This window comes from Sphingomonas cannabina (assembly GCF_021391395.1).
Classification (GTDB): domain Bacteria; phylum Pseudomonadota; class Alphaproteobacteria; order Sphingomonadales; family Sphingomonadaceae; genus Sphingomonas; species Sphingomonas cannabina.
This window is the reverse complement of sequence record NZ_CP090059.1, coordinates 503960-517600: the sequence shown is the minus strand read 5'-3', so window position 1 is coordinate 517600 and position 13641 is coordinate 503960. Positions and strand designations below refer to the sequence as shown.

At 68.3% G+C, this 13641-nt stretch carries 10 protein-coding genes, 1 tRNA gene and 1 riboswitch; of the genes, 8 read left to right on the top strand and 3 right to left on the bottom strand.

Annotated features, from left to right (window positions below; all coding sequences use genetic code 11):
* Positions 1-94 precede the first annotated feature (94 nt).
* The 6 genes from katG (at position 95) to LZK98_RS02590 (ending at position 8076) form a co-directional block, all read left to right on the top strand.
* Entirely contained in the window at positions 95-2326 is a 2232-nt protein-coding gene (gene katG / locus LZK98_RS02615) for a catalase/peroxidase HPI (protein WP_233784807.1), read from the top strand.
* Positions 2327-2553: 227 nt separating this feature from the next.
* Positions 2554-3408, top strand: a complete 855-nt coding sequence (locus LZK98_RS02610) for a MipA/OmpV family protein (protein WP_233784806.1) — start codon at positions 2554-2556, stop codon at positions 3406-3408.
* A gap of 66 nt (positions 3409-3474) precedes the next feature.
* Positions 3475-3584, top strand: a riboswitch (TPP riboswitch).
* Positions 3585-3617: 33 nt separating this feature from the next.
* Positions 3618-5465 (top strand): phosphomethylpyrimidine synthase ThiC, encoded by a 1848-nt coding sequence (thiC, locus tag LZK98_RS02605; RefSeq protein WP_233784805.1) that lies wholly within the window; start codon positions 3618-3620, stop codon positions 5463-5465.
* Positions 5466-5498: 33 nt separating this feature from the next.
* Positions 5499-6332, top strand: a complete 834-nt coding sequence (fdhD, locus tag LZK98_RS02600) for a formate dehydrogenase accessory sulfurtransferase FdhD (RefSeq protein WP_233784804.1) — start codon at positions 5499-5501, stop codon at positions 6330-6332.
* A complete protein-coding gene (gene mobA / locus LZK98_RS02595) occupies positions 6329-6859 on the top strand; it encodes a molybdenum cofactor guanylyltransferase (RefSeq protein ID WP_233784803.1) in 531 nt (176 codons plus the stop codon). The genes fdhD and mobA overlap by 4 nt, the downstream gene beginning before the upstream one ends.
* Positions 6856-8076: a molybdopterin molybdotransferase MoeA gene (locus LZK98_RS02590; RefSeq protein ID WP_233784802.1), complete on the top strand. Its 1221-nt coding sequence runs from the start codon at positions 6856-6858 to the stop codon at positions 8074-8076. The genes mobA and LZK98_RS02590 overlap by 4 nt, the downstream gene beginning before the upstream one ends.
* A gap of 3 nt (positions 8077-8079) precedes the next feature.
* Here LZK98_RS02590 and LZK98_RS02585 read toward each other — a convergent pair whose 3' ends face one another.
* Entirely contained in the window at positions 8080-10347 is a 2268-nt protein-coding gene (locus tag LZK98_RS02585; protein ID WP_233784801.1) for an FdhF/YdeP family oxidoreductase, read from the bottom strand.
* Positions 10348-10603: 256 nt separating this feature from the next.
* Positions 10604-10696, bottom strand: a tRNA-Ser gene (locus LZK98_RS02580).
* Between the two features lie 185 nt (positions 10697-10881).
* On the opposite strand from LZK98_RS02580, the gene LZK98_RS02575 reads away from it, so the two are divergent.
* Complete coding sequence (locus LZK98_RS02575) at positions 10882-11679, top strand: DUF1134 domain-containing protein (protein ID WP_233784800.1); 798 nt, start codon at positions 10882-10884, stop codon at positions 11677-11679.
* Between the two features lie 99 nt (positions 11680-11778).
* On the opposite strand, the gene pyrC is transcribed toward LZK98_RS02575, so the two are convergent.
* Positions 11779-12816 (bottom strand): dihydroorotase, encoded by a 1038-nt coding sequence (gene pyrC / locus LZK98_RS02570; protein ID WP_233784799.1) that lies wholly within the window; start codon positions 12814-12816, stop codon positions 11779-11781.
* Between the two features lie 47 nt (positions 12817-12863).
* On the opposite strand from pyrC, the gene ygfZ reads away from it, so the two are divergent.
* Positions 12864-13586 carry a CAF17-like 4Fe-4S cluster assembly/insertion protein YgfZ gene (ygfZ, locus tag LZK98_RS02565; protein WP_233784798.1) on the top strand — a complete coding sequence of 241 codons (723 nt, stop codon included), beginning with the start codon at positions 12864-12866 and terminating at the stop codon, positions 13584-13586.
* Positions 13587-13641: the final 55 nt, after the last annotated feature.

Here is a 13641-nt window from a genome sequence, read left to right as displayed (position 1 = left end):
GCGCCTCGGTTAGCTTCGCCGAAACTTCTCGGAAAAAGCCGCTCGGCCGTCGCCGGGCGCGAGCACGTCAGCGCATGGACAAGGAGAAGACGAGATGGATGCCCCAACCACCGGTGATCCCCTGAGCTCCCCCGCCAAGCAACCGGCCGCGCTGCGGCGGCTGCTCGGCCGCACCAACCGCGACTGGTGGCCGAACCAGCTCAGCCTCGAGATTCTCCAGCAGAACGGCCTGTCGAGCGATCCGATGGGCGACGACTTCGACTATGCCGCCGAGTTCAAGACGCTCGACTATCAGGCGGTGAAGCGCGACCTCCACGCGCTGATGACCGACAGCCAGCCGTGGTGGCCGGCCGACTATGGCCACTACGGCCCCTTCTTCATCCGCATGGCGTGGCACAGCGCCGGCACCTACCGCACCGGCGACGGCCGCGGCGGCGCGTCGTCGGGCTCGCAGCGCTTCGCGCCGCTCAACAGCTGGCCGGACAATGCCAATCTTGACAAGGCGCGCCGCCTGCTGTGGCCGATCAAGCAGAAATACGGCCGCAAATTGAGCTGGGCCGACCTGCTGATCATGGCCGGCAACGTCGCGTTCGAATCGATGGGTGCGCCGGTGTTCGGCTTCGGCGGCGGGCGCAAGGACGTGTTCGAGCCCGAGAAAGACATCTACTGGGGCACCGAGGAGCAGTGGGTCGGCCACCCCGAGAACCAGACCCGCATCCAGCCCGAGAAGGAGATGGTGCTCGAGGAGCCGCTCGCGGCGATCCAGATGGGGCTCATCTACGTCAATCCGGAGGGTCCTGGCGGCGTCCCCGAAGCGCTGCAGTCGGCGCGCGACATCCGCGAGACGTTCCTGCGCATGGGCATGAACGACGAGGAGACCGCCGCGCTCACCGCCGGCGGCCACACCTTCGGCAAGGCGCACGGCGCCGGCGACGCGTCCAAGGTCGGCGCTGAGCCCGAGGGCGCGGACATCGCCCAGCAGGGTCTCGGCTGGCAGAGCGGGCACGAGTCTGGAATGGGCGACCACACCATCACCAGCGGCATCGAGGGCGCATGGACGCCCACGCCCACCAAATGGGACATGAGCTTCTTCCACATGCTGCTCGACTATGAATATGAGCTGGTGCGCAGCCCCGCCGGCGCCAAGCAGTGGCAGCCGGTCAATCAGAAGCCCGAGGATTTGGCCCCCGGCGCGCACAGCCCCGACCGCCGCCTGCCGACGATGATGACCACCGCCGACATGGCGTTCAAGGTCGATCCCGAATACCGCAAGATCATCGAGAAGTTCCGGGCCGATCCGGACTATTTCGCCGACACCTTCGCCCGCGCCTGGTTCAAGCTGTGCCATCGCGACATGGGGCCCAAGGCGCGCTACCTGGGGCCCGAGGTGCCGGAAGAGGATCTGATCTGGCAGGATCCGATCCCGAAGGCGGACTATGCGCCGATCGATGCGGGCGACGTGGCGGCGCTCAAGGGCAAGATCGCGGAGTCCGGCCTGTCGGTCGCCGATCTCGTCAAGACCGCCTGGGCCTCGGCCTCGACCTATCGCAGCTCGGACCACCGCGGCGGCGCCAACGGCGGACGCATCCGCCTCGCCCCGCAGAAGGACTGGAAGGTCAACGAGCCCGAGAATCTCGCGCGAGTGCTCAAGGTCTACGAGGGCATCAAGGCCGACTTCGACGGCAGCGCCGGCGGCGGCAAGAAGGTGTCGATCGCCGACCTGATCGTGCTCGGCGGCTCGGTCGGCATCGAGCAGGCGGCGCGCGCCGCCGGCCATGCGATCGAGGTGCCCTTCACCTCCGGCCGCACCGACGCGACCGAGGAGCAGACCGACGCCGCCGGTTTCGCGGTGCTCGAGCCCAAGGCCGACGGTTTCCGCAACTATCTCTCGGTCCGCTTCAGCGTGCCGACCGAGGAGCTGCTGGTCGACCGCGCGCAGCTGCTCGGTCTCAGCGCGCCGGAGATGACGGTGCTGGTCGGCGGCCTGCGCGTGCTCGGCGCCAACCATGACGGGTCGAAGCACGGCGTGTTCACCGACCGGCCCGGGCAGCTCACCAACGACTTCTTCGTCAACCTGCTCGACATGGGCACTGCGTGGAAGGAAGTGGATCCGGCCGGCGACGAGGAGTTCGTCGGCACCGACCGCCGCACCGATCGGCCGAGATGGACGGCGACGCGCACCGACCTGGTGTTCGGCTCCAACTCGCAGCTCCGCGCGCTGTCGGAGGTCTATGCCTCGGCCGATGCCGGCGGGAAGTTCGTGAAGGATTTCGTTGCGGCGTGGACCAAGGTGATGAACGCGGATCGCTTCGATCTCGCTGCGTGATCGCGCGACGCTGAAGGACAGGGGTCGTGAGGACTGCTCGCGGCCCCTGATCCGTTGAAGGCCGTGCCCGAATCGGTGCTCCTCCGAAAGCAGGAGCTCAGGCCGGCGCTGGGCGCGATGCTTGGCGTCATGACGCTGATGGACATCACCAGCCATATCGCACCTGGTTTCGCGGGAGCAAAGCCACGCGAGCCGCGTTTGCTCCGAAAAGGACAGGGAATCACTGGATGATAGAACGCGTTGCTCCGCTTGCCGCCCTCGCGATCGCGCTGGCGGCCGTCCCCGCCGCTGCCCAGGACAATCCGCCACCGCCCGCCGAGCCCCGTAACGACAGCTTCGCCACCATCGGCGTCGGCATCGCCACCGTGCCCGACTACGAAGGCTCCGACGACAACCGTATCGCGCCTTTCCCAGCGGCGATGGGGCAGGTGAGCGGCTATCGCTTCACGCTGATCGGCAACCGCCTCAGCGTCGATCTCATCCGCAACCGCCCGGGGCCCGGCTGGGACCTCCAGCTCGGCCCGGTGGCCGCGGTCAACTTCAACCGCAGCTCGACCAAGAGCATCGACGATCCGCGCATCAAGGCGCTCGGCAAGGTCGACACCGCGATCGAGCTCGGCGGCTATGCCGGCATCGCGCGCACCGGCGTCATCACCAGCGACTATGACCGCCTCAGCGTCAGCGTCACCTACCGCCACGACGTCGCCGGCTCGCACGACAGCGGCATCTGGACGCCGACCGTCAGCTACATGACGCCCTTGAGCCGCAAGGCGATGGTCGGCCTGTTCGCCAGCGCCGATCATGTCGAGGGCAAGTACGCCCGCACCTATTTCAGCGTCACGCCCGGCCAGTCGATCGCGAGCGGCCTGCCCGTCTACAACGCCCGCGGCGGCTGGAAGAACCTGACGCTCGGCGCGATGGCCGGCGTGTCGCTGACCGGCGATCTCACCCACGGCCTCAGCCTGGTCGGCGGCGGCGCCTGGAGCCGGCTGATGAACGACTTCGCCGACTCGCCGGTCACCAGCGTCGCGGGCGATCGCAACCAGTGGATCGGCACGGTGGGGCTCGCTTACACCTTCTGATGGTCCGCCGGGCAGCACGCCTCGCGAGATTTCGGCTTCCGCCGCGCCGGCGAAGCGCCTAGAACGTCCGCATCCCCGGGGGAGCGCTGGTCCGCGCTTGAGAGGAGGGCAGGAGCCCTCGACCCGCTGAACCTGATCCGGCTGACACCGGCGTAGGGAGGGAGCGGCCCCGCCACCGGACCGTCCTCTCCCGTTTAAGGAGAAGACGAATGGCCGATATCCCCGCTCGCACCGAAATCGGCGTCACGACGGGCCCCATCCGCGGCTCGCGGAAAATCCACGTCGGCCCCCTGAACGTCGCGATGCGTGCGATCGACCTCGAGCCCTCGTCCGGCGAAGCCCCGCTCAACGTCTACGACACCTCCGGCCCCTATACCGACCCGAACGCGCGCATCGACATCATGGCCGGTCTTCCCGCCCGCCGCCGCGACTGGATCCTCGCCCGCGGCGACGTCGAGTCCTACGACGCGCGCGCGGTAAGGCCCGAGGACAACGGCCAGCTCGGCCCCGACCGCTCCGGCGGCGTCGATCCCTTCCCCAACGTCGTCCGGCGGCCCCTGCGCGCCAAGTCCGGCGCCAACGTCAGCCAGATGCACTACGCCCGCCGCGGCATCGTCACCCCCGAGATGGAATATGTCGCCACCCGCGAGAACCTCGGCCGCGAGATGCTGCGCGACTACGTCCGCGACGGCGAGAGCTTCGGCGCCGCCATCCCCGACTATGTCACGCCCGAGTTCGTCCGCGACGAGGTCGCCCGCGGCCGTGCGATCATCCCCAGCAACATCAACCACCCCGAGACCGAGCCGATGGCGATCGGCCGCAACTTCCTGGTCAAGATCAACGCCAACATCGGCAATTCCGCCGTCGCCTCCAACGTTGCGGCCGAGGTCGACAAACTGGTGTGGGCGATCCGCTGGGGCGCGGACACGGTGATGGACCTCTCCACCGGCCGCAACATCCACGACACCCGCGAGTGGATCATCCGCAACTCGCCGGTGCCGATCGGCACCGTCCCCATCTACCAGGCGCTGGAGAAGGTCGGCGGCATCGCCGAGGAGCTGACCTGGGAGATCTTCCGCGACACCCTCATCGAGCAGGCCGAGCAGGGCGTCGACTATTTCACCATCCACGCCGGCGTGCGCCTGCCCTACGTGCCCCTGACGGCGAAGCGCGTCACCGGCATCGTCAGCCGCGGCGGCTCGATCATGGCGAAATGGTGCCTGGCGCACCACAAGGAGAGCTTCCTCTACGAGCGCTTCGACGAGATCACCGAGATCATGAAGGCCTATGACATCGCCTATTCGCTGGGCGATGGCCTCCGCCCCGGCTCGATCGCCGACGCCAACGATGAGGCCCAGTTCGCCGAACTCTACACGCTGGGCGAGTTGACCAAGCGGGCGTGGGCGCAGGACGTCCAGGTGATGATCGAGGGCCCTGGCCACGTGCCGATGCACAAGATCAAGGAGAACATGGACAAGCAGCTCGAGGCCTGCGGTGAGGCGCCCTTCTACACATTGGGACCGCTCACCACCGACATCGCGCCGGGCTACGACCACATCACCTCGGGCATCGGCGCGGCGATGATCGGCTGGTACGGTACGGCGATGCTCTGCTACGTGACGCCGAAGGAGCACCTCGGCCTCCCCGACCGCGACGACGTCAAGGTGGGCGTCGTCACCTACAAGCTCGCCGCCCACGCCGCCGACCTCGCCAAGGGCCACCCCGCCGCCAAGCTGCGCGACGATGCCCTGAGCCGCGCGCGGTTCGAGTTCCGCTGGCGCGACCAGTTCAACCTGTCGCTCGATCCCGAGACGGCCGAGCAGTACCACGACCAGACGCTGCCGGCGGAGGGCGCGAAGACCGCCCACTTCTGTTCGATGTGCGGTCCGAAGTTCTGCTCGATGAAGATCACCCAGGAGGTGCGGGACTTCGCGGCGAAGCAGAATGCGCCGGTGGAAAGCTTCGTCGCCGCCGAGGAGGCGGAGGCTGGGATGCAGGCGATGAGCGACGTGTTCCGGGAAAAGGGAGGCGAGATCTACCTGCCCGAAGCGGAGTAATTCGCGAGCACGGATTTGGATAGGCTCGCGAGAATGATATTCGACCAAACCGCGATGGCCCAGCCTGATCTTCCGATAAGAAATATCTCCGTTCGTCGGCTCGGCCTGGCCGAGCCCGGCGACGACGCATCATTGCGCAGCGTGCCGATCGAGGCGCCCGTTTCGATCGAGGTCTGCGGTCTCGGCTACGCCGTCATGATGGCGACACCGTCGGACCTGGTCGATTACGCGCTCGGCTTTGCGATGAGCGAAGGGCTGGTGGAGCGGCCGGATCAGGTCGAAGCGATCGACGTCGATCAGGTCGGCGGCGGCTGGGTCGTGAGGGCCGCCTTGCCGCCTGAGCGCGCCGAAATCGCTCTCGATCGGGCGCGCCGGCGGGTGACCGAAAGCAGCTGCGGCCTGTGCGGCATGGACAATATCGAGCAGGTGCTGCGGCCGCTGCCGGCGGTGACGGCGCGTATCTCGATCGATCGGAGCGCTATCGCTCGCGCGCTCGCTTCGCTGCCCGACCATCAGCCGCTCGGACGGGCGACGGGCGCGGCGCATGTCGCGGCGTTCTGCTCTCCCGACGGGGAGATCGTGCGGGCGCGCGAGGATGTCGGCCGGCACAATGCGCTCGACAAGCTGATCGGCGCGCTCGCGCGGGCGGAGATCGATCCGGCGTCGGGCTTCATTCTTCTCTCGGCCCGGTGCAGCTACGAGCTGGTCGAGAAGACCGTCCGGGCGGGATGTCCGATGCTGGTCACCATCTCGGCGCCGACCAGCCTTGCCGCCGAGCGGGCGGCCGCGGCCGGCCTGACCCTCGTCACGCTCGCGCGCGCCGATTCCGCCCTGATCGTCAGCGACGTACACCGAGCGATCGGATGAGGACGCTGGGCATCGTGCTGGCCGGCGGCCGCTCCAGCCGCTTCGGATCGGACAAGGCGGAGGCGATGCTCGCCGGGCGCCGGCTGCTCGACCACGCGATCGCGGCGCTATCGCCGCATTGCGACGAGGTCGCCGTGGCCGGCCGGGCGAGCGTCCCCCATCTGTCGCTCGCCGATCGCCCGCGGTCCGGGCTGGGCCCACTCGGCGGGCTCGCCGCAGCGCTCCACCATGCGGCGGCGCACGGTTTCGGGCAGGTGCTCAGCATTCCGGTCGATTGCGCGGTGCTCCCGCCCGGCATCCGGACGATGCTCGAGCCAGCGCCGTCCTATCTGGCCAGCCAGCCGGTCATCGGCCTGTGGCCCGCCGCCGCTGCCTCCCGGCTCGACGACCTGCTCGCCGGCAGCGGGAGCCGCGCGATGCGGGCCTTTGCCGAAGCGATCGGGGCGCGGGAGGTCGCGAGTGACTTCGCATTCCCCAACATCAACACGCGGGACGATCTCGCCGCCTTGTCCGGGGCGCCGGAATGACGGAGACGCCATCCTGCCCCGCCCATGTTCCGCTCGAGGAGGCGCTTGCCCTGATCCGGACCGAGGCGGTTCCCCTCGATCTGGAGACCGTTCCCATCGCCGATGCCGGCCTTCGCGTCCTCGGCGAGACGCTTCGCGCCCGGATCGATGCTCCGCGCGGGAATGTTGCCGCCATGGATGGATTTGCGATTCAGGACTCCGTGGCACGGGCAGGACGCCGGACCTTCGACATCGCCGGAACGACCTATGCCGGGAGCGAGCGGGGCACGGCGCTTGAGCCGGATTCGGCCTATCGTGTCATGACCGGCGGGCTGATACCGCCTGCCGCCGACCGGGTCATCCCGTTCGAGCTGGTCGACGAGCATGACGGCCGGATTCACATCAACGGCGCCCTCCCCCATAGCCTGCACGTGCGGACGCAAGGGAGCGATTTCCGTGCCGGTGACCCGCTTCTCGAACGCGGGACGCTGCTGGACCCGGCGAGGCTGCTGGTGGCGATGGCCTCCGATCAACCCTCCGTTGCGGTCCATCGGCGGCCGCGGCTGCGGATCGTGGCGAGCGGGGACGAGCTGGTCCCGGCGGGCACCGCGCTCGGCGTCGAGGCCGGCGTCCCCGACAGCATCAGCGCGGCGCTGCTGCTCTTTGCCAGGCAATGGGGCGCCGAAAGCCTGGGCGCGGTCACCGTCGGCGACGACGTCGCGGCGATCGAGGACGCGGCCCGGCGCGCCATCGCCGACAGCGACATCCTCGTGCTGGCGGGCGGCGCGTCGAACGGCGATCGCGATCTGGCGCGGCCGGCGTTGCGCGCGGCCGGACTCCGGCTCGGTTTTGCGGGAGTCGCGATCAAGCCCGGGAAGCCGGCCTGGTTCGGCCGGATCGGCCGGACCCACGTTGTCGGGCTTCCCGGCAATCCCGCCGCAGCGCTGGTGGTCGCCCGGCTGTTCCTGGCGCCAATGATCCATGCATTAAGCGGGCGGAGCTTCGATGACGCGCTGCAGTGGCGAGAGATGCCACTGTCGCGCCCGGTTCCCGCGGTGGGGACGCGGGAGACCTTTCTCTTCGCCCGAAGCGACAGCAGCGGCGTGGAGGTCATAGCGCGGCAATCCGCCTCGACCCAGCTGCCACTCGCCGGGGCCGAGATGATCGTCCGCCGCCCGCCGGAAGCGCCGTCGCTTTCGCCCGGCACGCTCGTGCCGACCCTCGACCTGCTGCGATAGGACCTAAGCGGCGACGACGCGGACCGGGATCGACTTGGCCGCCGGCGTGCCGCTGATCCTGTCGTGGTGGTCGAGCGGCAGCAGGGGATTGAGCTCGGGATAATAGCCGGCGACCGCGCCGCGCGGCATCGGGTAATCGATGACGGTCAAGCCATCGACGCACCGCCGCACCTCGTCGTTCGCGATCGTTTCCAGCGCGACGCGCGTCCCGGCCGCGATCCCGCGGGCGATCCGGTCCTCCCGGTTCATGAACAGGACCATCCGGTCGTTGTACACGCCGCGATACCGGTCGTTGTAGCTGTAGATGGTGGTGTTGAACTGGTCGTGCGACCTGACCGTCGCCAGCCGCAGCATGTCGGGATCATCGACCGGCGCATCGACCTCGAGGCCCGGCAGCGGCAGGAAGTTCGCCTTGCCGTTGGGGGTCTTCCACACCCGGCGGCGGGGCGCGATGTCGAGGTGGAAGCCTTTCGGTTCCTTGATCCGCTCCGAGAAGCCGGCGTAGATTTCGGGATAGACCTTCGCGATCCGGTCGCGGATCAGGTCGTAGTCGTGAATGTAGCTTTCCCACGGGATGCCGCTGTCGGGCAGCGTCGCCATCGCCATCCGGCAGACGATCTCGACCTCGGGCTTGAGGTCCGGGCTGGCCGGCGCCAGCACGCCGCGTGAGGCGGTGACGTTCGACATCGAATCCTCGATCGTGACGAACTGCTCGCCCGCCGCGGTCTTGATGCGCTCCGACCGCGCGACGACGGGCAGGATCAGCGCGTCCTTGCCGTGGACCAGATGGCCGCGGTTGAGCTTGGTCGCGATGCCGACGGTGAGCGCGAGCTTGCGCATCGCCGCATAGGCGCGCTCGGTATCCGGCACCGCCCGGACGAAGTTCCCGCCGAGCCCGATGAAGACCCGCGCGGTGCCGTCCAGCATCGCCTCGACCGACTCCACGGTATGGTGCCCATGCTCGCGCGGCGGCTCGAACCCGAACACGTCGCGGACGCGGTCGAGATAGGCCTCGGTCGGCTTCTCGTCGATGCCGACCGTGCGGTCGCCCTGGACGTTCGAATGTCCGCGGATCGGCGAGATGCCCGCGCCGGGCCGGCCGAAATTGCCCTTGAGGAGGAGCAGGTTCGCGACCTGCTGGGTCAGCCGCGATCCCTGCTGGTGCTGGGTGAGGCCCATGCCGTAGCAGATCACCGTCGCGCGCGAGCGGACGTAGATCTCCGCGCAGCGCCGGATCTGCGCCTCCTCCAGCCCGGAAACGCGGACGATGTCCGCCCAGTCGAGCGCCATCACCTCGTCGCGGATCGCCTCGCCCCCCGCAGTGTGCTCGCGGATGAAGTCGTGGTCGAGCGCCGTCTCGCCGCGTGCCTCGCGCTCGAACATGTCCTTCATCATGCCCTTGATCAGCGCGAGGTCCCCGCCGATCCGGATGTGAACGAACTCGCTGGCGATCGGCGTCGAGCCGAAGGTCGCCATCTGCACGACGTCCTGCGGCTCGGTGAAGCGGATCAGCGCGCGCTCGGGCATCGGGTTGACCGCGACGATCGGCACGCCGCGCTTTCGCGCCTCGACGAGGGTGGTCATCATCCGCGGCGCGTTGGTGCCGGGGTTCTGGCCGATCACGAAGATCGCCTGGGCGTGCTCGAAATCCTCGAGCACCACCGTTCCCTTGCCGACGCCGATCGCCGGGGGAAGGCCGCGGCTGGTCGGCTCGTGGCACATGTTCGAGCAGTCGGGGAAATTGTTGGTGCCGAACGCGCGGACGAAGATCGAATAGAGGAACGCCGCCTCGTTTGGGGTGCGGCCGGAGGTGTAGAATTCGGCCTGGTGAGGACTCTCCAGCGCGCGGAGATGGGCGCCGATCATCGCGAACGCCGTGTCCCAGTCGCAGGGCACATAATGGTCGGTCGCGGCGTCGTAACGCATCGGCTCGGTCAGGCGTCCCTGCATCTCCAGCCAATAGTCGGGCTTCTCCATCAGCTCGGCGACGCTATGCTGCGCGAAGAACGCGCGGGTCACGCGGAATTTGGTCGCCTCGTGCGCGAGCGCCTTGGCGCCGTTCTCGCAGAATTCGAGCGTCTTCTTGCAGTCGGGATCGGGGAAGGCGCAGCTCGGGCATTTGAAGCCGCCGGGCTGGTTCATCGACAGCAGCGCGCGCGACCCTTTGGTGACGACGCTCTGTTCGAGCAGGACCTTGGCCGTCGCCGCGGCCGCGCCCCAGCCGCCCGCGGGGCGATCATAGGTCTTATAGCGGGGCTTTTCCTCAGCCATGGCGGCAGACTCCGAAAAACAGCCCGATGATTATACGATGGAATCACGCTATCCTATTGATATCGTGCCCGAGCGACTTGGCGCTGTCGGAGGGGTGGCGGCTGATGAAGCAGGAGGCTGACCCGGTAACCAAACGGAGAACGTCTGACGCCAGGTCAACCTCATGTGGCCAGCTATCGGATTGTTGGACGCGATGTTGGATGCATCGCCGATGATGCGATAAAATCGCAATATATCAGCATCTTATTGAGATCAATGGCGGAGACGGAGGGATTCGAACCCTCGGTACGAGTAATCCCCGTACGGCGGTTTAGCAAACCGCTGGTTTCAGCCACTCACCCACGTCTCCGGATGCGGCAGAGCGCCGGGCTATAGCGACGGTGGGAAGGGTGATCAACCGACCATGCACATCACGAACCGACGCGGAATCGACTCGCCTCGTCGTCCGTGCGACTCGCCCTGCCGCCTGTTCATTGCCGGTCAAGCATGGCAGGATCAGTCGTGAAGGATGAATCCGAAGGCCGGGGGTCGACAATGCGTGCTTTGAGGGCCCTGGGCCTGTTCGTTCTGACCGCCGGTCTTTTGGCCACGCCCGCAGCCACGCAGGTGCGCACGGTCGATCCCAACAGCGCGATCGATGCCGACCTCCGGCAATCGTCGCCTCCCGCCCAGCAGACGACCCCTCCGCCGCCCGAGCCGGGGGAGGAGATGCCGGTCGATCCCGGTTCCGACAGTTCCGCCGCCCAGGCCGCTCCTCAAGCCGATGCCCAGGCTGACACTGGCGCCGCGCCGGCGAGCACCGCCCGATCGGGCGACCTGCCGCCGCCGGTCCCGGGCTCGCAGGCGGCGCCCACCTACGACAACGAGGACGTGCTCTCCGCGGCGGAAGGGGTGTTCGGCAAGGGTGCCAAGGGTCTCGCCTCGATGATCGAGGACCTGCTCAAGAAGCAGGGCCGCCCCAACGCCTATATCGCCGGCCGCGAGGCGGGCGGCGCGCTGGTCGTGGGGCTGCGCTATGGTTCGGGCACGCTCAGCCACAAGGTCGAGGGAACGCGTCCGGTCTATTGGACCGGCCCGTCGGTCGGCTTCGATGTCGGCGGCGACGCCAACAAGGTGTTCGTGCTGGTCTACAACCTTTACGATACCCAGGAGCTCTACCGCCGCTTCCCGGCCGCCGAGGGCCGCGTCTATTTCGTCGGTGGCTTCGCGGCGACCTATCTGCGCCGCGGCAACATCGTGCTGATCCCGATCCGGCTCGGCGTCGGCTGGCGGCTCGGCGCCAACGTCGGCTACATGAAATTCAGCGAGAAATCGCGCTGGCTGCCGTTCTAGCCGCGCGCAGCGCCGGCTGTGTCCGGCGCGATCAGCGCGCGGCCGGCCGGCGAGGCGAAGCTTCGTCCGACGGCGCGGCTTTGCCGCGCCGCGCCAGCGCTATTCCACCATCCGCCACCTGAGCCGCTCGCCCGCCCGGAACGGCACCACCGCGCTCCCGCCGACGGCGATCCGCTCGGGCACCGTCCACTCGGCCCGCTCGAGGGTCACCGTCCCCTCGTTGAGCGGCAGGCCATAGAAGCGCGCACCGTTCCCGCTGGCGAACGCCTCGAACCGGTCGAGCGCGCCATCTTCCTCGAACACCTCGGCATAGAGCTCGAGCGCATGCAGCCCGGTGAAGATCCCCGCGCACCCACATGCGCTCTCCTTGGCCTCCACCATATGCGGAGCGGTATCCGTGCCGAGGAAGATGTTGGGCGCTCCGGAGGTCGTCGCACGCCGCACCGCCAGCCGATGCCGCTCACGCTTAGCGACCGGCAGGCAGTAGGCGTGGGGCCTCAGCCCGCCGGCGAAGATCGCGTTGCGGTTGATGATCATGTGCTGCGGCGTCACCGTCGCTCCGACGCGTCCGGGGTGCGCGAGCACGAAATCGGCGGCCTCGGCGGTGGTGATATGCTCGAGCACGACGCGCAGCTCAGGAAGGTCGCGCAGCAACGGCGCCAGTACGCGCTCGATGAACACCGCCTCGCGATCGAACACGTCGACCTCGGGATCGGTCACCTCGCCGTGGATGAGCAGCGGCATGCCGATCCGCTGCATCGTCTCCAGCACCGGCATGATCGCGGCGATCCGCGTCACGCCATGAGCCGAGTTGGTGGTGGCATTGGCCGGATAGAGCTTGCAGGCCGCAAACACGCCCTGGACGAAGCCGCGCTCCACCTCGCCCGGGTCGGTGGCATCGGTGAGATAGCAGGTCATCAGCGGCGCGAAGCCGCTCTCCTCCGGCACCGCGGCGAGGATGCGCGTGCGATAAGCCTCGGCGGCGGCGATATCGGTCACCGGCGGAGCCAGGTTGGGCATCACGATCGCCCGCGCGAACTGGCGCGCGGTGAGCGGCGCGACCGCCGCCAGCATCGCGCCGTCGCGCAGATGCACATGCCAATCGTCGGGGCGGCGGATGGTGAGGCGATCGGTCATGCGGATGTCCGGCTTGGATTTGCGTCGGCCCCGCTTACCTAGACGTCATGGCCAACACCACCCTTGCCGACCGCGCATTGATCCGCGTCGCCGGCGATAATCCGCGGGACTTCCTCCAGGGCCTCGTGACACAGGACACCAATCTCGTCGCCCCGAATGTACCACGCTGGAGCGGCCTGCTGACGCCGCAGGGCAAGGCGCTGTTCGACTTCATCCTATGGGACGACGGCGACGCGCTGCTGATCGATTGCGAGGCAGGCGAGGCGGAGGCACTCGCGCGCCGCCTCGCCATGTACCGCCTGCGCCGCGCGATCACGATCGAGCCGGCCGCCGGTGCCGTCCATTGGTCGGCGGATGCGGACAAGGGCGTGCCCGATCCCCGCCTCGTTGAGCTCGGCCGCCGCTGGCTGGGCGAGAAAGGCGATCCGGCCGCCGGCTGGGTCGAGCATCGCCTGAAGCTCGGCGTCACGGAAGGCGGCGCCGAGCTCGGCCACGACGCGACGCTCTGGCTCGAATGCAATGCCGCAGAGCTGGGCGGGGTGAGCTTCGCCAAGGGCTGCTACGTCGGCCAGGAGAATACGGCGCGGATGCATCATCGCAGCAAGGTCAACCGCCGGCTGGTGGTGGCGCCGCTCGGCGAGCCGGGCGAGCGCACCCGTGCGATCTATCCGGAGCTCGGCCTGATGGTCGAGCATCGCCGCGTGGAGGCGTTGGGCGACGCGATCATGCCGGATTGGCTCGCGAACGCGGTCTCTGGCGAGGCTGATTGAGTCCATTGGGAGACGCGAAGGCACGAAGAAAGAAGGATCTGTTCGCGCAGAGACG